Below are 17,492 nucleotides of genomic sequence, written 5' to 3'. Positions count from 1 at the left end.
GGCTAGATTCTCAAAGGTTGGACGGTTGCGATGTTGTGTGTGATCGGGAAGCGCTGCACGACGAAGTAACCAAAGGCGTCTGCTGGATCTTCCGTTCCGTCTTTGGCGGGATCGCCCTGCTCGTTGTAGGCCTGCTGCTCGAGCACTTGCGTGGTATGAGGGCACTTGTCGGTGTTGACCAGTAGACGGCGCTCCCCTTCCCCGTTGAGGAACTGAGCGTTAACGGCCAGTACGCGATCGCGAACAAACGGGTTGGATGGGTTCACCTGCACGTTAAAGCCAGCCTGGCTCAGCAGCGCGTGATCAGACTCTGACCCATTGACGCTTTTGCGGTTCTTGCCGCTGGCGTCGGGATAGATCGTGATGTTGCGCCCGGGGTAGCGGGCCTTGATTGCCGAAACCATTGCCGGGGTATCAAAAAGCTTTGTGATCTCATCCAGCATCAGCGCCTGACCGCCCCGCAAAACGAATACGCAGGCCGCCATCCGGTTGATGTTGAAGTCCATGCCAATGTGCAGCGCCTCAGCCGGGCGAATCGTCTCGCTTGTGTGGTTGAGCTGCCGATTGAAGTTGGGGTAAACGTTGCCCGAGGTCAGGTTGACGAAAAGCCCATCGATGTAAGCGTCTACAAGGTTGGCCGGGTACGACTTGCGCAGGGATGCGATGTAGTCCTTTGGCAGGTTCTTGGCGTTCTGCCGCGTACTGGCATGCACAATCCCATACAGCGGGCGCTGCTCAGGGTCTTCTGCCAGCTCCCTGACAAACTTGCGGTAAACCCAGTTAAACCCCTCGGGCGTCGTTGTGACGTCAATGGTGTTCTGGTCGCGCCCAGGCCAAACAGTCGACATCCGCGCAATGATCTTCTTCCAGGCGCTGTCTGCCTTCTTGATCGACATACAGTCGATCTCATCGACCAGGGCGTGAGCGATGTTAAAGCCCACGATCCGGTGCGGGTGCTCCATGCTCTTGCAGACGATTGTCGACAGGCAGCGGCCCCGGTTGTCGCGCAAATACACACGCCGCTTGCTGGGAACAACGTCAGCGAACAACCCGAAGGCCTCAGCAACACCCGGCATGGTGTCGTAGAAGATGTCAGTGATCTGCGGGTAGGTCGGTGCAAAGTAGCCCTGCGGGATGCCTGGGTGCTCCAGCGCGTTGATGCACATGCGAACACAACCCACAAAGGTCTTGCCGCTACGGTAACCGCCCACAAACGCAGAAAACTTCTTCGGGTGCTTGATGAATTCAAACTGCGGCTTGTTCAGCTTCAGGGTCGCTTGCATCTTCCACCCCGATGATGACTTGCTTGGGCTCTGGTAAGCCCTTGTTCGGGTCTTCCAATTCGCGCTGAAGCTTTTGAATGTTCAGGCGCTTGATTTCGTCGTCGAGAGACCTGTCCGGCTCGACTCGGCGATTCACGTAAAGGTCGCCCACTTCTTTGGCGGCCTGCTCCAGGAGTTGAGCGGTCAGCGCCATGTTCTTTGACGTCTCAGCTTTTACAGCCATCCGTCCAAGCGTGCGCAGTCGATAGGCGCGGTTCGCAATCGGAATCTCTGCCGTCTCTTCGCGGAAACGCTTGCGGGTGTCGTGGAACAGGGTTACCCACTTCACTGCCAGCCCCTTCCCGGCAGCCTTGGTTGGATCGTGCGTCTCCACCTGCTGGCGACTCGCCACAACCCCATATTCGTTCTTGACGGCCTCCACCACCTGAGACGGGGTGTCAAAGCACGCCAGCGCCTGAACGATGAAGCTCTTCACCTCATTTTTCAGGGCTGCCATAAATTCTCATCCGTCTAGAGCCTGTCAAAATTCAGGCCGATCTGAGCAGACAGGTTCCGCAGGCCCTCGCAATGTTCAATTTCCCCACCTCAGCAGGACTGTTTGCAGCATCCACCAACGCTTGAACGTCAGGGCTTGCACCGTAGCGACGGACGACACCGACGAACTCTTCGACGTCGTGGCCCTGCAGCTTGATCTTCGGTGCACCGTCTTGGGTGAATGCAGGCTGACCGTACTTGTCGGTCGCGTGAGCCAGGTGATAAAGCTCGTGTTCAAGGAGCGCGCAGAACTCAAGGTCGCTGCACTGAGCGCAGTAATCCGCAGCCAAGGTGATGATGAAAGCCGGCACGTCGCCGAACCAATCACGCATCTGCTGCTCCATCCGGGCTTTCTGCCAACCGCCGGCACGGAAGGCTACTTGCTCGGCCTGGCCAAGTACTGTCCTACCCTGCTTCTCGAAGCTCGACGATGCCCACATAATCCGGATATCTGCATCCAGTAGATGGGCGTGGTCTTCGTTGTGAATGCTGCCGGTGTCGGATAGGATTTCTTCCGTGACCCAAACCCATACATCTTCTGCGGGACATATACGCGGGAGTGGCAGCATTGCCAGCTCAGGTGGCGGCATAGGTCTGATCATTTTTCCACCTATGTACTCAGGAAAAGCGCATGGAAAGCATTGATCGTTTCAACGCGGTAGTAGGGAAAATTTTTGCGGAGCTCTACGAAACCTTTCCCGTCCCAACGGACCTCAGCGTGGAGATGCTTCTGGATGAGCTTTTACCGGGGGATCCGAATAGTGAGAATTATCGCGACTTAGCCGATTCACGATGTGAGTTTTTTTCCTCAACCGTGAATTGGTTGGTACATGCTGGCTACCTATACTCGACTGTCCGCAATCAGTCGCTTGACGATGACGTATTCATGCAGGCATGCCTTACAGCAAAAGCAATTGAGTGTTTGAAGGGCCTACCACCAAGCCTCGGAGGCAAAACTCTCGGCAAAGGTTTATCAGAAGCTGTGAAAAGCTCGGCAAGCGACTCACTCCGGACTCTTGCATCTGAAGCTCTCACCAAAGGGACATCCTTTGCATTTACCACAGCAGCATCTATGTTCAACCCTTAACCAGTTCACCCATTAAGAGTTACCAACCGCCATGGATATTGTATTCATCGTTCAGCAGAGGCCACGAGTCAGAGCTGTAGTGCAGGGTAAGCGAGCAGGCCAACCTGTAGAGCCACTTCCGCTCCAAGCAAAATGTCACAAGGTTGTCGACACTCGAACTGGCCACTACCTTGGCGAGTTCGATACCGAGGCTGAAGCCCAAGCGCTTTGCAACCGACTGAATTCCCAGCTACCCCAGAACCAGCTACGATAGTTGGCAAATTTCACCCCACGATTTGGCGCATTCGAAAACGTGGCGCGGATTACTTGCGCCGCTCAAATGACCCTGGCGTCTTATCGCAGCGCAGGCAGTGTTCGCAGTTCAGCTTCTGGCATAGCCATGCCTTGGTTTGCGGCCAGTACGTGACCATGAACCAGTGCCGCGCACCCGCCAGCGCGAGCGAGACATACAACGTGGTCCCGGCAATCGTAGGCGAGAAGAACATTTGCTCGCTGCGAGCCAAGATCGCGTAGCCACTCAAGGCAATCACCGCATAGATGATCTTGCCCAGCACGCCGTCGCGAACTTTTCCGCTCAAGATGCACCAGGTGGCCCACACCGCAATGACACCTGCGGAATAGGCGTTGATGTGTTCGAGAATCATGGACCACCTCCCCCGAACCGTTGGCGGATGAGCGCCCACAGATCAGCGGCTTTGATTGCCCGGGTGATCGCAGCAATTAGCGACCCGCCGAAGGTGCCCAGCAGGAAGCCAACACCGGCCACGCTGCGGGGCTCATCGATACCGAAGTACGCACTGACAAGGCCAGTCAGGTAATGAGCGCACACGGCACCCGAAAAGATGAATACCGCCCAAGCCTTGCGGTTGATCAGGTCATCCCGGTGCCACCATGCGGCAGCTACAGAACCGAGAAGCCCAGCTATTGCCCAGTCGAGTTTGTCGAGCAAGCGGTGAAAGAACTCCATGCGCTCGACTCCGTGGGGCATGACTTGATTTGATTCAGCCCCAGCAGCACTCCCAGCTCGGAGCAATGGGTGTGGTGGAGCTGAAAACAGGAAGGGCCTGATCTATGTCGAGCCCTTGTAAATGGGTACATCCGGGAAAGCATCCACTTGGGTAGCGGCTTTCCTCGGAGGTACAAAAAAGCCCGTAGCGTGTACGGGCCCGTTTGCTTCCAGGCATTCAGCAGGGCGTCAGGCTGTCACTCTCGGGCAGAGGCCTGGCCGAGGTCTGAACGAAGTGGTTGCTGGATGCGCGCAGGTTGGCCTTCAAACTTTCGTCACCGGACTGGCTGCCCGTTCGCCACATGGCCAGGGTCAGCTCCAGGCGCTGCAAGGCGACACCCTGCGGCTCAGCAATGACGTAGGCCGTGTGGTAGGCCGTGCGGTAAGTATCAGCCAGAGGCTCGGCCAATGCCGACAGGGAGAAACAGGATAGGCAGGCGGCAAGCGCCAGGCCCAGGTAAGCGGTGATTCGCTTCATGATCATTCGGCATTCCTTCTGGGTGGGTTTTCTTTCGCGCACAAAAAACCCGACGCTTGGCCGGGTTTAGGTTTCTGTGTGCGTTTCGCGTTACTTGTGCACTATGGGAAAAGTACCTAGATTATTCATTCAAGTCAATATAATTATGCCGCCTCTTGATCTTTTTCCGATTGAATAACCTGCCATATTGGTTGCTGGGCCTGAATATCCACTTCCTCAATTACCTTTCTCAGGGAAACCCACAGATCTCGCCAGTCGCGGTTCCAGTTGTTTTGGTCTACTGAAGCGCCGAAGAAGCTCATCATCTCGGCGGCAACTCGAGCGGGCCCCCACTCAAGCGATCCTGCTACCTCACCCTTGTACGATTGCAGGGCCAGGGTCACAAGGTACTGCGCCTTCACGCGCTTTGCTGATGAGAGGTCTGGCAGCGCGGCCTTGGCGGTGATCAGCAGCACAGCATTCAACAGGTGCTTCATGTTCATGGCCGGGTGGTACAGGTAGTGCCCGAACTGCTGCACCTGAAACGGGAGCGTATCGATCGCCCGAAGCACCTTGCCGATCATGGCCAGGTGTGCGGCGCGCGCGGTGGATCGACCAGCAGACGTGCGGCGCGTCTCACTTATGCTGATTCGCTGCCCTGGCACCGAGAAACGTGCAGCCTCTTCCCCCCTCTCGCCACCCAGCGCCGGGAACTGAGCCTCACGCCTGCCGATCCGGCCGCGAGTCTTCAGTGGTGCCGCTTCTGCCCTGTCGATGGCTACAGCGCTGATTGAGGCGTTAGATTCGTGCTGAGCCTCGGTCCAAACCTGTCTTGCGCTGATCAGCTTCATGCTGCGATCCCCTTCTTCAGCTCTCTTGTTTTTGCCCGGTACTCGGCCTTGATGGCCTTGATATCTTCGATGGTGTACTTGCGCGCAGGGTGCGGGCCCTCCAACCAAGCCAGCTTCGCAGCCCCGATGCGCAGCACCAGGCGAATGCGGTACTCAACAGCATTGCCGGAGAGGTTGCGGTTGCACTTCACGCATTGCCGGTGGATGTTCAACGGCTCAAAGCGCAACTCCGGGCTGGAGCCGACGGATCGATAATGCCCAGCATCCCAGCGGCTGCCGGTTATGAGGTCGCTATCGCTCGGAGTGGAATCGCAACTGATGCACGGAAGGTCTGCATCACGCAGGCGCACGTATTCGTTCACCGCGGCTTGAGCCTCGCGCAGGTGATCCGCCCTGCTCTTCAGCTTTTCCTTGCGGACCTTGATTTCTTTGCGCCCAACATCTGCCAGAGCCTTGCGAGCGGCTGCCTTCCCCTTCTCAGACTGTCCATGAGCGATGGCGCACTCAATCTCACCGCAAACGGCTTGAGATTGACGCTGAGGAACGAACAGAACTCGGCACGATGGGCAGCGCTTCTTGCGTTCGGATCGTGGCTTGAGCGGGTTTTTACGCCGTAACGGCGTGCGCTTGAGTGTCATTGCTGGCACTCCTGTCGATCCGTGCAGATGGCCCGGTAGTAACCGAAGTCATTCAGTTGGCCATAGGAGGCCGGGGCGTGAAACTCCATGCGATGTTTCTTGCCGCAAGGGTTGTAGGTTTTGGGTGGATCGCCCGCGCCACCCCAGGTGCGGAAGCGCATGCAGTCCTCGCAGAACTTGGCGGGCTGATAGTCGCGCTTGGCTGCGTTGCGCCTGCGCACAAGCTCTTCAAGCAGGTCTTCATCGGTGAAGGCGTCAAATAGGCTCATGCCGCCTCCCACTGCTCAGGCATCCGCCCTTTCGGCTCGCTCCACCAGACACCACGCTCGGCACCGAACACATACATGCACTCAATCACGTCGCCCAGCTCAGCCACGGTCATGCGCTTGGTGCTGACGCCCAGCATCACAACCCCGCCGTTGATGCCAGAAGCCATGCGCACCTCTTGGCAGGCGGCTGCAGTCATGAGAGCTTTCCAGTCCTCGCTGTCGAGCATCTGCATTACTCCGTTGACCGGCCATTCCACCTGGCGGGAAATGTCGGCCAGCATTGCCCACAGCTTGGCGTTCTGCTCCAGGGTACGCCGGGACTTGACCGGGCGGACGATGATCTCAATTGCACCAGCCACGGCCAGCTCGGTGGCAAAGAGGTACGCCAGGCGGCATACCTCACGGACGCGGCTCGGGCCGGAGGACCAGAAATGACGTGTTTTTGCGATAACGTCAGTCATGGCTCTGCTCCTTGGTCGTGGCGGCGACCTCTTCTTCCCACGGGAAAGGACTGTACGACTCAAAGTCAGTCTCCCAATGAGCCGGCTCAGTCATGCCTACGTTGTCGTGATGCGCCTGGCAGTGGCGGCACTTGAAAACGTAAAGTCCCGAACCCTTCTCGAAATAGTCTTCCCGATACTCAAGGATCTCAGCCTGGATTAAAGTCAACTGCTCGATGGTGATCTGGCCGGTGATGGCACTGATGAATGGATCGTCGCCTTCGCTGTTAAAGACCTCGATCCACACTGACTCTTCACTATTGCGCCATGCGTTGGCGTCGTACTGGTTCTGCTCAATATCGTCGTGCAGCGCCTCGTTCTCGGCCTTGAGCTTCTTGTTTTCAGCAACACTCAGCAGGCATGCACCAACTTCTGATTGATTCTCAGTCTTGAGGCGCTCAACTTCAGTCTTGAGCTGGTCGCGCTGCGCAACGACCTCAACTAGCTCAACCACTCGACTCCAGCCGGGAACTCCCTCCAACTCGGTCAGCGGAACGTATTGCTCTACCATTCGCTCAAGAAGCTTGAGAAAGCGCTCGTTCTCGGCGAACAGGGCCAGGACTGCGGCGGGCGTGGCAACCTGAAAAAACGAAGTAACCGCATCAATTTCAGCCTGATTTGGTCCGCTCTCACTGGCGATCGCCACATCAACACGCACGTCGCCCATTACTGCGTTTGCAGCATCGGCCAGCCGCTTCAATTCGGTTTTGTCGGTCATAGCTTCACCTTCAGGCCCGCGGCTTCAATGGCTTCGATAACCTCAATTCTGCGGCTGAGCGCAAAAATCTCATCCGCATCAAAAAAATCGCTGGACTGGCTTGCAAACTCGTTGTGGCGAATCGAATCGAACCCGGCTTCATAGCCAACGATCTGCGGAAGATCTACCGCCACGGCAGCGCGAGAGGCCTGCCAAGCCCAATAGGTCATTTCAACCCAGTGCAAGTCATACAAGCCCTGTACACGGCGCTGCAGCTCATAATGGGCAGGCGGCTTATCAAAATCACCTTTGCGCTTGAGCAAGTGGATAGCTGAATCCCGGTACCCTTCGCCGAACAGATCAACTTGGCGCTGCACGAAAGCGGCCTCAAATTCTTCACGTACCTTGTCGGTCATTTGCATTGCTCCAGCGCACGATCGAGAGAGGTGCTTTGCGCGGCAACCTTCACGCAAACCAACGTCAGGTATCTGGATGCCGTAGCGATTCCATTGGCGGTGAAAAGCACGCCTGCGCTTATCGCAAAAATCAAAATGGCTTCCTTCATCAAAATCCTTCCTTGCCGCGCTGCGACTCCCAGTTGAACGGAACAACGATCAAGCCACCCTCACGCAAACGATCCACGCAGCGCTCGCCCATTGCGGCAGGCAACTGCCCGGCAGACAGGTTGGTAATCACAACCGTGGGGCGTCTCTGCTCGTAGCGACCGTTGATGATCGCGAACAGAGTGGTTAGCTCGAAATCGCTCGGGTTTTCTTTGCTCACGCCGATTTCATCCAGAACCAGCAGATCGGGATTGACCAGGCTGGACAGAATGTCCGACTCGGATCGCTCGCTTTTGCGGTCGAATGTAGCCTTGATGGCCTGCAGAACTGCACCGACGGTGCGGTACACGGCTGTGCGGGCGGTGGTGTGCAGCAGCGCGTTGGCGATGGCTGCGCCCAAGTGGGTTTTGCCAGTACCAGGCTTGCCAATCAGCACCATGCAGCGCCCGGTTTCGTACATCCGGTCAAACTCGGCGACGTAGTGGCGGCAGAACTTCAGTGCGTGGCTCTGTTCGCCATGCTCGACGCGGAAGTTGTCCAGGGTGCTACCTTGGAAGCGCAGCGGGATCAGCGCGTCTCCAAGCTTGCGGGCCAGGGACAGGCGCAATTCGTACGCGGCAGCGGCCTGAGCTCTCGTTTCGCGCTCAGCAGCATCGATGCGCAGGCACTCGGGGCAACCGCCCTTGAGTTCGCGATTCAGAATCACCGTTACCTTTTGGTCGAATTTGCCGTGCTTCTCGCATTCGGCGGGCTGAGTGCGGATCGGCAGCACGCCATCGGAAATCGAAACAACCCTTTCAGAGCGCATAGGTGCCGTCCTCCCGCTGAATCAGACCGTCGGTGTAGTCGCGCTCGGCAAAGCCGGTGTGACGGGACTGGGGTGCACGTTTCACGAATGGACGGACGTTGCTCGCCCGGTTCTTGTCGTCCTTGACCCACTTCACCAGCAGGGATACCCACTTGGACTGAACCTGCAGCAGACCGGTGGTTTCATGGTGGGCAGTGAACGGGGCTACGGCCTCCTTGGTGAACAGATCGGGCGACACGCCGAAGTGCACACAGTAGATTTTCAGGAGGTTGGCGTCAGGCATCCAGTCCAGGGTCATTTCGACCGGGGCTTTTGGGTAGACAGGCTCCGGCTCTTTTTCGGGCTCAGGCTCGGGCTGCGAGTTTTCTTCGCCCGCAGAGAGAGAGTGGTGTTGATCTTGATTCGGTGAATCAGGAATCAGGAATCCACAATCAGGAATCAGGGCGTTATCTAACGGTAGGTTAACGGGCTCTAACGGTTCTTTAACGTTAAAAGTCTGTTCACCCACAAGAACCTTACGTTGAGAGCCTGCGATAACAACGTTCCCTTTGCGTGCGTAAACGGTGAGGTAACCGTTAGCGTCAGGGAGCGTGCTGTCTTTTTCGGTTCCGTGGGGGCTCTGGTGTTTCTGGAAGTTGGTGATCTCAATAACCGAAAAGCCGGCCACCTGGTAGCGTGAAATGAACCCGGCGGCGGCAAGGCGCGCCAAGCCAGCTTCTACGTCATAGTCATCACACGGGAACAACTCGATCTTGATTCGCTTTACGCGATCCTCAAGACGACCTTCCCGGTCAGCCAGGCACCACAGACCAATGAAGGCCAGACGGTCGAAAGCAGGCAGCTCAACAAGAAGCTCGTTGCTGAAAAGGCCGGGTTTGATATTACGTGCGCGGGCCATTACTTGACTCCTTTGCCAATCAGGTCGGCCAATTCAAGGAAGCGATCTACGTACCAGTGCGGCTGCGTTTCGCGGGGGCATTGAGGGCTTGTGATGTTCTTTCCGTAGGTCATCCCTTTATCAGTCACGGACCAGAACGGGACCATTTCCTGTCGGGAGCTCTTGCGGTGAAGCATCGCGAGAAAACCCGCTTCGGACAGCGCACGGTTAAAGGCTGCGGGACTGATGCAGATGCCGTGATCTTTGAGAAGCGCGGTCACGGCCTTGGTAGGCATCGAACTGCCGCCTGTAGCGTCAGGAGCGGCGTCAATGGCGTAGCCAGGGAGAAACTTGGCATCCAGTCCGTTGTTGGCGGCAATCTGGGCCAGCATCATCATTTTGCTGGAGGGGGCAGGCTTCAGTAGGCGGTCGAAGCACTCCAGGATTGCCAGTTCACCGACAACCTTTGAATTATTGGTGGTTAGCGTTGCCTGCTGAACGACGGCGCGTTCAAGCTCCTGCCAACGATCAACCAGTCTTGATGTGAACTCCGGTGATAGCTGGGCGACAATGACGTAGCTGTCTCGCTCGCCAATGTTGTAGATGCGGGTGGCTCGGGGGCGACCCAGCTTATCCCTTGACCATTCGTCCTCAGATTGAGGGTGAACCAGACCGCTTGCGGCCAAGTCTTCGATGGTTCGCTTTACGTTGTCGTGACGCTTCCCCGTGACTTTCGCGATTTCTCGGGATGACATAGTCCGCGCCACGTTTTCAGATTGCGAAAAACGTGGCGCGGGATTGTTGGGGCTATTGCCGGTGTTTACTGAACTGTGCATAATCAGCTCCAGGATTTAGCTGTAAGTGCTGCACGAGAAACCACCCTTGCCCGGTGGTTTTTTTGTGCCCGCGATTTGGTGTTGCGGGTGAATTGGGTGTCCGGCACATCCGTGATAGCTTTTTGCTTCCACACGAAAAGGCCCGGGAGGCCGGACATATGAGCTACACAAAGGAGAGAGTTAACTACGGGATCGAATGGCAAGATCGCCTTGACGAGATAGTTCGCAAAGCGGTTCCAGAAGGAAGTGCAATCGGCGATCAGGATTACAGGGCAGCTGTTTACAAGGCATTTCCCGCCTACTTGCTCTTCTGCTTTTGCGAGAAATACCGGCAAAAGCACGCCACTCACTGGCAGGGTTTTGAGGGTTTTATCCCAGCCCAGCTCTACCTCATTGAGAAGCATCATTGGCTCCCTGATCAGGCTTTTGCTCTGAGCGAAGAGCAGCTTCTTCTTTTGCTCCATCAGGAATTGGTTGAGATGCGACTTCCACAGTTCGCACACCAGAAGCTTCAGCAGAACTTTGGGTATCTTGATGTTCGTGGAGTGCGCTTGAATCCGCCTGAGGATGCAGACCACGCGTAGCCCAGTAATCCGCCATGGACTGAGTGATATGGCGGATTCGCTCAAGCTCTGATTCCAGTGCCTTGATTTGCTCTGCAAGGGGAAGATTGGTTGGCCAGATAACGAATGGCTTGCCGGGCGAATCAAGAGCTGCAATCCCCGCCAAGATTTGGCCGGCAGCCTCGACCGGAGAGCCGGACGCACGCGCTGCAATGGCTTGAATTGCGATTTGACGAATATTTGTTTCGAGCATGATCTTTCCTCTCTGCTTGCCGGTTAGAACTTTCTGAAACTCAAGCCGCCTTCACGGATTGCTTGAAAACTTCCAGGCTGACGATTACCTCTTCAGCCTCTTTGAGCAGTTCTGACTTTTCGCGCGAGCAGACATGCCCGTCGGCCTGGGCGTCGAACGCCAGGCGCGTCACATCGGCCAAGTCGGTATGCAGCCGCAGAAGCGCAGTATTGAGGTCTATGCCTTCGGGCTTGTCCTTCGGCACCAGATCAAAGCCAAACGCCTCAGCCCACGCCTTCAGCGGTCTGAAGTCCTGGGTGAACTTCATGATCCGGTGCAGCTCTTCCACGTTCATGCGGTGAGTTTCGTAGTGAGGGTTGGCCTTCTGCGAAACCAGCGTGCGACTTGTGAAGTCAGCACCTTCAGCGATGCGCCCTGCCCCGTGGTCGTCCACCACGTCATAGATCGCCTTCATCAACTCCTGCATGTAACACCTCGAAATTCTTTACGTGGCACCCCGCAGGTGCGGAGGCGATCATTTGCTTAATGAAGTGGCGGACCGATCACCAATTAACCGGCAAGCTTTAACGCCTGCCCCGGAACCGCCTCTGAAAGCAGCCACTCAGCTGTAAACTGACCGCCGGAAGCATCTGCTAACGAATGGGCGTAACGGGTTTCTCCCGAGTACTCGGTACGAGGCAAGGACTCGGCGGCGAGCCACTTGTAGATAGCTCGCTGGCTTACACCGCAGATTGCAGAAGCCTTTGCGACCCCTCCCACCTCGGTGATTGATTTCTTGAGAGCGCTCATCGCTTGGCCCTCCGGCCTCAAATATGAACTGTCGGTACATATTAAGTCGGAACTGAAAGTACATGCAAGCTCATGCCATATTGAACCTATGGTTCAAATAGAAGATTTAAGGGCAGCTTTTGTGGCGCGCCTAAAAAAAGCCCTTGCGGCAAAAGAGATACCCCAGTGGGGTGCTGGCGCTCGTCTTGCAGAAATAGCCAAGGTCACCCCAAAAGCCGCTAGCAAATGGCTGAATGGAGAGTCGATTCCTGGCGCGGCCAAGATGCTGGCACTGGCAACCGCTCTCGGCGTAAAGGTTGAGTGGTTGCAGCACGGCTCTGGCCCCGGCCCTGACAACGCTGTCATCGAGCACCCGCAATCCCTGAAGTCTGAATGCGAATCTCAACCCCAGACGCTGGCAGCCCTCAAGGGGCCAGTAGAAGATGTTGAGGAAAAATACACACTCATCGACCAATACGATGCGCGCGCCGCTGCTGGCTCGGGCTACGAAAACCAGCACTTCGCCCTGCGCAATACCCTGGCATTCAAAACTGAATGGCTGCGCGCAAAAGGCGCTAAGGCAAAAAATCTCAAGGTTATCTATGCCCACGGCGAAAGCATGTTGCCAACGATCAGTGATCGCGACGTATTGCTGGTGGATGAGTCGTGCATAGAGCCTGTCGACGGCCAGATCTTCGTTATGGGTACCGTGGATGGAGATATCGTCAAGCGCCTGATACAGACCGAATACGGGGATTGGGTCGTCTGTAGCGACAACCCGGACAAGACGCGATACCCAGATAAAGAGTTGTCCGAAGAAGAAATCAACGAACACCGTTTGTTAGGCCGGGTTATTTGGCGCGGCGGGGACTTGTGACCTGGCCCGCCGACTACCCGGGGGAACCTCTTCGCCAGATAAACTTTACCTTCGAGCTGGGCTGAAGTTTTGACAACACCGAAGAAGCAAGCTGAAAAACCTGCAACCGCTGCTGATATAGAGCGGTCCATTCAGGCACTCAACAAAATGGCTGAACGCCTGTGGGGTGATGGTAGAGAAGCGGAGGCGAAAGCCCTGCTTGATGCACTGGATGCTTTGAACAGAGCGCTGGACAGAATCCGGATTGGCGAAAGCCGTCGGGTTGTGACTCTTCACTGAGAATTTGTAGGAGCCCTACCGTGCAAAAGCCATCATCCGACGAAGCCGTTGCGAGAGCAGCCACAAAGCTGCATGACCATGCACAGCGAATGCGCGTGAAAGCCTGGCAGATGAGTCAAGGCAGTAACCATGCGGAAGCTCAGCAGTTGCTGGCCGCTGCGGATGCCTGCGATCGGTCTTTGGTTCCTATGGTGCTGCGGGATGCTTCGGTTTGGAAGCGGGAGTGAGCTGGGCGGGTTATGCGGATGAGGTGAAGGCGGGAAGGATTATGCGAAGAAAAGCGGAGTAGGTGTTGCTGCATACGGTTAAAAATTATATTAGCCAAAACAATCAATGGGAGGCAAGGACGACTCATGAAAAAGCCATTAATGGAACCTCGACTCCTTGGTGCAAGGTTTGAAGATCATACAATCCCATTGGAGATTCTCAAGGACATAGCGGTCCTTGAAGAGTTCGTGATAGCCGTTGCCAAATGGAAGTTCGTTGAAAGCAACGGTCGTATTAGAGCGCCTAAAGGTTTCACAGACCCTTTGTCAATTGCACTGTCTGGGGTAAATGAAGGAAGCGCTAAGCCAGCGATAGCGATTGAGTACATTGACCCTTCAGCAGGGCTGTTCCCTGCAGCCAACGAGGACTATTTTTTTCAAGCAGTCCAAGCTATAGGTAACGCAATAGATGCCGCTGAACATAACGAATCGATTACTAAGTATCTTCCAACAAACTTACTTGGCTATTTTGACAGATTTGGCAGAGGGCTCAGGGAAGGAGAAGTACTTGAATTCTTTCCAGGGCTAGAGCGCCCGGCACGCCTGACCAAACTAACAAGGAGGCGCTTGCTGCTTGCATCTCAAAACGAGGTGCTTACGGACGAAATAACTGTCCGAGGCTTAGTTTCAGAGCTTGACCAAAGCAAAATGAGTTTTGAACTTCAGATGCCTGGCGGAAGAAAAATCCCCGCAAAAGTTGATGCCATTCACTTGGACACCATACTCGAGGCTACCCGCGGATACCGCGCAGGCGTCAAGGTTTCAGTGTCCGGAGTTGGTCGATTTGATCGCTATGAAAGGCTACACTCCTTTGATGTTATTGAGGATGCGGCCATTATCGAAACCAATGACCCACTAGCCAGAATAGACGAGCTAAGACTTTTAAAGGTCGGTTGGCTGGAAGGTCGTGGGCTTGTGCCTAGCACCGCCGAGTTCGATTGGTTAGAAAGCTTCTTTGCTGAGAGCTACCCGGCGGCACTGCCAACACCTTACATTTATCCAACTGAAGATGGCGGCGTTCAGCTTGAATGGAGAACAGGCAATCAGGATATCAGTCTCGAAATAGATTTTTTTGATCGTACAGGCGACCTTCACGGGCTCAATACTGAAACCCTGCAAGAGCTATCTGAAGTACTTTCCTTGGATGACCAGGCCAACGTGCAGCGTCTCGTTGAAATTATTTCCAAGGCCGCAAAGGGAGAGATTTAATGAAGGGAAGCACGCATCTTCTGCGCCAAATAAATCCAAGCTTCATTCAAGACGGAAAGATAACTTCTCAGGCCTTTAGCCCGACGCCAAAAGATGACAAAAAACTCTCTTGCTATGACGGAGACCAAATTGACCCTCCAAGCGCACACTGTCACTTCGTTGAGTCGCTCGGACTGAGGTCTGTGGGCGTAGTATCTGTAACCGTGGCAGAATGCGGATCGCTAGAGCTGCAAGCGCTTCCAGATCCAGAGCCGTTCATAGAGCACGCCATAATTGATTTTGATGGCAATGAAAAAAACGATATCAAGCGCAAATCAAAATTACTCAGAACTATGGCGGAGCAAAGAGACTGGCTCTACAAGTCTTGATATAAGCCCGGCCCAGCGCCGGGCTTCTTGTATCTGGCCTCCTGCTACGCTGTAAGCATTGCCTCTGGAGTCAGCCCAATGCCTACGCCCTACTCCCTCCCAGATATCCTTGAACGGATCTACGAGAACCAACTTGCCCTTGAAGCAGCCATCATGGAGCTATCTCTTTGGGTCGCAGACCAAGGCGGTACACAAACGGATGAAAATGTACGCGGCTCACTTGAGACCATCGGTGAGAACGCTGGCTATATCAAGCAGGGCCTAGCAAGGCTAAATGCTCTGGACCGAAACTGAAGCCCTTGCCTCTCCCGCCTAGCCCCCTCCCCGCTAATGGTGGCTGTACGCCATGAATGGTAAAGTTCAGCCCTAATTTAGGGAGGGATCCAATGAAACGCTTCGGTACGTTTATCCTGATAGCTGGCATCTGCTGGCTCGTGTTTGCGCTGAGCATGGACGTGTCAGTCTCAACTGGCCTGGGAAAGGTGAACAATCTCGGACTCATGGCCGACCGCCAATTGCATGCGATTGTGGGCGGGATGATTGCGTTGGCCGGCCTGTTGATGCTGATTTTTGGCGGCAGAGCGACAGCCTCACCCGCCTCAGTAACCGCTGCTAAAGACACGCGCCCCTGCCCTCTCTGCGCTGAGACCATCAAGCTTGCAGCGGTTAAGTGCAAGCATTGCGGCGCAGATGTTGAGCCTACAGTTCGTGCTATTCCAGCTACTGGCTGGACGATCCGCATCCCTTGCCGGCCAGGCATGGAATTCGATGCAACCCATAAAATTGTCAGCGACGAAGGGTTGCCCTGCGACAATCCCGATGGAGCGGTAGTGGTTATCGGACCCTACGAAGAAAAGGCAGAGGCTGTCGAGACGCTAAAGCATATCCGGGTTAACCATTCCATTTTTGGCGAGCTCTCCTACAAGGGTTGACCCAGCCAAAACACACGATTCAGATCGAAGCCCGCCCCGAGCGGGCTTTTTTTGTACCAGCGAAAAAATATGTACTTTTGGTTCTTGATTATTGTGAACCTTTAGTACATATTTAAGTCCGTCGCAGCAACAACACGCCGCGACGGGGCGAGAGCCCACCGCTCTTTAGCGACACCTCCTGCCGGATAACTACCGGCCCAGCTTCAAAGGCAGCGATGAACCGGCCTAAACAGTTCAGAGGGTTGGCAACTGACCCGGGCGTGCAGCGTAAATCGCCAAGAACAGTTATCCAGCGGGAGAACAAGCCGAAAGGCCCGCGGCTGGAGATAAGGATTTACCGAATTTTTCACTGATGCAGCTTGGCGACAGGCTGCATTGGGAAAACAGCCGGGAGAAGTGCAAATGCCAACAAAGCGCGGAAGTGAAATAGAGATAGGCGACGTGATTTATCTCGGGCTTGGCGATCGATCGGGGAAAGTCGTCGACTTCAAAGCGCACCCTCGCCTCGCAGATTTCAACCCTGGCCTGACGGCTCGGATAGCAGTCACAGACCGAGGCTCGATAACGATCATCGACCAACAGCCAATCAGGGTTCCTGAATGACGTTTCACTGGCAGGCCTTCTCAAGAGGGCCTGACGGGAAACCACCCAACAAGGAGAAGGACCATGTTGATACTCACCCGCCGCGTAGGCGAAATCATCCGCATCAACGACGACATCAGCGTGCAGGTGCTGAGCGTTAGCGGCCAGCAAGTGAAGCTTGGCGTTGTCGCCCCGGAAACTGTCGCGGTGCACCGGGAAGAGATCTACCAGCGCATTCAGGCAGAGCGTGTGACTGATAACGCTGCTTGATTGGAAAGCATCACTGAAGCCCGTTCGCTGAGCGGGTTTTGGGATGACAACCAGACAGAGGTGCGGAACATGCAAATTGCAGGTTTGGAAAGGGAGCGCATCAGCTTGAATGCGCTGATTGAGGCCGAAATGGCCCGCCACAAACAGACCCTGGGCAGCTTGAAAACTGAATTGACCGAAACTAAAAGACTGATCGCCGCATCCGCTGACGGCATTGATATTGAAGTACTGAAACTGGCCGAGTCAGTGATTGAAGTTCGCGGCAGCTACGACAAGGCCGGCGATGACCGCGGTCTCGCGCTTCAGAAAGCAATCGACGACTTGGCAACCGGCGCAACCGGCCTAAAGAAGGCGTACTTCGGAACCAAGCAATACGCCCACTGGCACGGCCAACTCATTGAGTGCAGCTACGGGATGGGCCCTTCCCACGGCAACGTGATTTTCTCGATCGGTATCCGCCGCAGCGAACTGGGCCGCGATCTAACAGAGCCTGAAATTGAGGCCGGCCTTTACTACCTGCGCAACCTCCAGCGTATTCAATCAGCGGCAGTGAAAGGCGCGGCCTGATTGAGGCTTGTTCGCTGAGCGGGCTCCGGAGCCTCAAGATGCCAATTTACATACTCGATTACATCCGGCTTTGCCGGGAATGCAACCTTGACCTTCGCACTATTGGGAATATGCGTGCACTTGTGATCCCAGCGCTTCAACGTGAGGTGGCC

General features: G+C 55.5%; 30 protein-coding genes. 10 read left to right on the top strand and 20 right to left on the bottom strand.

The features are described 5' to 3' along the window. Window positions 1-2: 2 nt before the first annotated feature. Genes Q1W15_RS10410 through Q1W15_RS10400 form a run of 3 tightly spaced genes read right to left on the bottom strand, consistent with a single transcriptional unit; the run spans window position 3 to window position 2,419 of the window. The gene (locus tag Q1W15_RS10410; protein WP_300727419.1) at window positions 3-1,283 is read right to left on the bottom strand and encodes a terminase family protein; all 1,281 of its coding nucleotides are present in this window, start codon (window positions 1,281-1,283) and stop codon (window positions 3-5) included. Next, entirely contained in the window at window positions 1,246-1,779 is a 534-nt protein-coding gene (locus Q1W15_RS10405) for a DUF2280 domain-containing protein (RefSeq protein ID WP_300727416.1), read from the bottom strand. The genes Q1W15_RS10410 and Q1W15_RS10405 overlap by 38 nt, the downstream gene beginning before the upstream one ends. A 31-nt stretch (window positions 1,780-1,810) precedes the next feature. Next, a complete protein-coding gene (locus tag Q1W15_RS10400) occupies window positions 1,811-2,419 on the bottom strand; it encodes a putative metallopeptidase (protein WP_300727413.1) in 609 nt (202 codons plus the stop codon). A gap of 29 nt (window positions 2,420-2,448) precedes the next feature. On the opposite strand from Q1W15_RS10400, the gene Q1W15_RS10395 reads away from it, so the two are divergent. Continuing rightward, entirely contained in the window at window positions 2,449-2,904 is a 456-nt protein-coding gene (locus Q1W15_RS10395; RefSeq protein ID WP_300727410.1) for a hypothetical protein, read from the top strand. A 302-nt stretch (window positions 2,905-3,206) separates the two neighbouring features. Here Q1W15_RS10395 and Q1W15_RS10390 read toward each other — a convergent pair whose 3' ends face one another. From Q1W15_RS10390 to Q1W15_RS10310, 17 genes are all read right to left on the bottom strand, one after another. Next, window positions 3,207-3,548, bottom strand: coding sequence for a hypothetical protein (locus tag Q1W15_RS10390; RefSeq protein WP_300727407.1), 342 nt, complete (start codon window positions 3,546-3,548; stop codon window positions 3,207-3,209). Further along, entirely contained in the window at window positions 3,545-3,871 is a 327-nt protein-coding gene (locus Q1W15_RS10385) for an MFS transporter (RefSeq protein ID WP_203307129.1), read from the bottom strand. The genes Q1W15_RS10390 and Q1W15_RS10385 overlap by 4 nt, the downstream gene beginning before the upstream one ends. A gap of 217 nt (window positions 3,872-4,088) precedes the next feature. Then, on the bottom strand, window positions 4,089-4,394 hold the full coding sequence (locus Q1W15_RS10380; RefSeq protein WP_300727398.1) for a hypothetical protein: 306 nt from the start codon (window positions 4,392-4,394) through the stop codon (window positions 4,089-4,091). A gap of 137 nt (window positions 4,395-4,531) precedes the next feature. Next, window positions 4,532-5,218 carry a hypothetical protein gene (locus Q1W15_RS10375; RefSeq protein WP_300727395.1) on the bottom strand — a complete coding sequence of 229 codons (687 nt, stop codon included), beginning with the start codon at window positions 5,216-5,218 and terminating at the stop codon, window positions 4,532-4,534. After that, window positions 5,215-5,856, bottom strand: coding sequence for a recombination protein NinG (locus Q1W15_RS10370; protein WP_300727392.1), 642 nt, complete (start codon window positions 5,854-5,856; stop codon window positions 5,215-5,217). The genes Q1W15_RS10375 and Q1W15_RS10370 overlap by 4 nt, the downstream gene beginning before the upstream one ends. Next, window positions 5,853-6,125, bottom strand: a complete 273-nt coding sequence (locus tag Q1W15_RS10365; RefSeq protein WP_300727389.1) for a hypothetical protein — start codon at window positions 6,123-6,125, stop codon at window positions 5,853-5,855. The genes Q1W15_RS10370 and Q1W15_RS10365 overlap by 4 nt, the downstream gene beginning before the upstream one ends. Then, entirely contained in the window at window positions 6,122-6,586 is a 465-nt protein-coding gene (locus tag Q1W15_RS10360; protein ID WP_300727386.1) for a recombination protein NinB, read from the bottom strand. The genes Q1W15_RS10365 and Q1W15_RS10360 overlap by 4 nt, the downstream gene beginning before the upstream one ends. Then, window positions 6,579-7,343 carry a hypothetical protein gene (locus Q1W15_RS10355; RefSeq protein ID WP_300727383.1) on the bottom strand — a complete coding sequence of 255 codons (765 nt, stop codon included), beginning with the start codon at window positions 7,341-7,343 and terminating at the stop codon, window positions 6,579-6,581. Before Q1W15_RS10355 ends, Q1W15_RS10360 begins: the two co-directional genes overlap by 8 nt. Continuing rightward, a complete protein-coding gene (locus tag Q1W15_RS10350) occupies window positions 7,340-7,744 on the bottom strand; it encodes a hypothetical protein (protein ID WP_300727380.1) in 405 nt (134 codons plus the stop codon). Before Q1W15_RS10350 ends, Q1W15_RS10355 begins: the two co-directional genes overlap by 4 nt. Then, window positions 7,735-7,887 carry a hypothetical protein gene (locus Q1W15_RS10345; protein ID WP_300727377.1) on the bottom strand — a complete coding sequence of 51 codons (153 nt, stop codon included), beginning with the start codon at window positions 7,885-7,887 and terminating at the stop codon, window positions 7,735-7,737. The genes Q1W15_RS10350 and Q1W15_RS10345 overlap by 10 nt, the downstream gene beginning before the upstream one ends. Then, a complete protein-coding gene (locus Q1W15_RS10340; RefSeq protein WP_300727374.1) occupies window positions 7,887-8,693 on the bottom strand; it encodes an ATP-binding protein in 807 nt (268 codons plus the stop codon). Before Q1W15_RS10340 ends, Q1W15_RS10345 begins: the two co-directional genes overlap by 1 nt. Further along, entirely contained in the window at window positions 8,683-9,591 is a 909-nt protein-coding gene (locus tag Q1W15_RS10335; protein WP_300727371.1) for a DnaT-like ssDNA-binding domain-containing protein, read from the bottom strand. Before Q1W15_RS10335 ends, Q1W15_RS10340 begins: the two co-directional genes overlap by 11 nt. Continuing rightward, the gene (locus tag Q1W15_RS10330) at window positions 9,591-10,406 is read right to left on the bottom strand and encodes a Rha family transcriptional regulator (RefSeq protein WP_300727368.1); all 816 of its coding nucleotides are present in this window, start codon (window positions 10,404-10,406) and stop codon (window positions 9,591-9,593) included. The genes Q1W15_RS10335 and Q1W15_RS10330 overlap by 1 nt, the downstream gene beginning before the upstream one ends. 2 nt (window positions 10,407-10,408) lie before the next feature. Further along, window positions 10,409-10,810: a hypothetical protein gene (locus Q1W15_RS10325; protein ID WP_300727365.1), complete on the bottom strand. Its 402-nt coding sequence runs from the start codon at window positions 10,808-10,810 to the stop codon at window positions 10,409-10,411. Beyond that, complete coding sequence (locus Q1W15_RS10320) at window positions 10,797-11,222, bottom strand: hypothetical protein (RefSeq protein WP_300727362.1); 426 nt, start codon at window positions 11,220-11,222, stop codon at window positions 10,797-10,799. Before Q1W15_RS10320 ends, Q1W15_RS10325 begins: the two co-directional genes overlap by 14 nt. A gap of 40 nt (window positions 11,223-11,262) precedes the next feature. Then, entirely contained in the window at window positions 11,263-11,688 is a 426-nt protein-coding gene (locus tag Q1W15_RS10315; protein ID WP_300727359.1) for a phage regulatory CII family protein, read from the bottom strand. Between the two features lie 83 nt (window positions 11,689-11,771). Beyond that, window positions 11,772-12,011 carry a hypothetical protein gene (locus Q1W15_RS10310; RefSeq protein ID WP_300727356.1) on the bottom strand — a complete coding sequence of 80 codons (240 nt, stop codon included), beginning with the start codon at window positions 12,009-12,011 and terminating at the stop codon, window positions 11,772-11,774. 88 nt (window positions 12,012-12,099) lie between these two features. Here Q1W15_RS10310 and Q1W15_RS10305 point away from each other — a divergent pair, with 88 nt between their 5' ends. The 9 genes from Q1W15_RS10305 (at window position 12,100) to Q1W15_RS10265 (ending at window position 17,340) form a co-directional block, all read left to right on the top strand. Beyond that, complete coding sequence (locus Q1W15_RS10305; protein ID WP_300727746.1) at window positions 12,100-12,867, top strand: LexA family transcriptional regulator; 768 nt, start codon at window positions 12,100-12,102, stop codon at window positions 12,865-12,867. A 69-nt stretch (window positions 12,868-12,936) separates the two neighbouring features. Further along, window positions 12,937-13,146: a hypothetical protein gene (locus Q1W15_RS10300; RefSeq protein WP_300727353.1), complete on the top strand. Its 210-nt coding sequence runs from the start codon at window positions 12,937-12,939 to the stop codon at window positions 13,144-13,146. Between the two features lie 20 nt (window positions 13,147-13,166). Then, window positions 13,167-13,373 (top strand): hypothetical protein, encoded by a 207-nt coding sequence (locus Q1W15_RS10295; protein ID WP_300727350.1) that lies wholly within the window; start codon window positions 13,167-13,169, stop codon window positions 13,371-13,373. Window positions 13,374-13,499: 126 nt separating this feature from the next. Next, the gene (locus Q1W15_RS10290; protein ID WP_300727347.1) at window positions 13,500-14,621 is read left to right on the top strand and encodes a hypothetical protein; all 1,122 of its coding nucleotides are present in this window, start codon (window positions 13,500-13,502) and stop codon (window positions 14,619-14,621) included. Beyond that, a complete protein-coding gene (locus Q1W15_RS10285) occupies window positions 14,621-14,989 on the top strand; it encodes a hypothetical protein (protein ID WP_300727344.1) in 369 nt (122 codons plus the stop codon). The genes Q1W15_RS10290 and Q1W15_RS10285 overlap by 1 nt, the downstream gene beginning before the upstream one ends. 78 nt (window positions 14,990-15,067) lie before the next feature. Then, a complete protein-coding gene (locus Q1W15_RS10280) occupies window positions 15,068-15,283 on the top strand; it encodes a hypothetical protein (RefSeq protein ID WP_300727341.1) in 216 nt (71 codons plus the stop codon). 92 nt (window positions 15,284-15,375) lie between these two features. Beyond that, the gene (locus Q1W15_RS10275) at window positions 15,376-15,921 is read left to right on the top strand and encodes a hypothetical protein (protein ID WP_300727338.1); all 546 of its coding nucleotides are present in this window, start codon (window positions 15,376-15,378) and stop codon (window positions 15,919-15,921) included. Window positions 15,922-16,587: 666 nt separating this feature from the next. Further along, complete coding sequence (gene csrA, locus Q1W15_RS10270) at window positions 16,588-16,773, top strand: carbon storage regulator CsrA (RefSeq protein ID WP_153372870.1); 186 nt, start codon at window positions 16,588-16,590, stop codon at window positions 16,771-16,773. Between the two features lie 105 nt (window positions 16,774-16,878). Continuing rightward, window positions 16,879-17,340, top strand: a complete 462-nt coding sequence (locus Q1W15_RS10265; protein ID WP_300727328.1) for a hypothetical protein — start codon at window positions 16,879-16,881, stop codon at window positions 17,338-17,340. Window positions 17,341-17,492: the final 152 nt, after the last annotated feature.

Origin of the sequence: Pseudomonas sp., from assembly GCF_030150285.1 — a bacterium.
Taxonomy (GTDB): Bacteria; Pseudomonadota; Gammaproteobacteria; order Pseudomonadales; family Pseudomonadaceae; genus Aquipseudomonas.
This window is presented reverse-complemented; position numbering and strand designations above follow the sequence as displayed.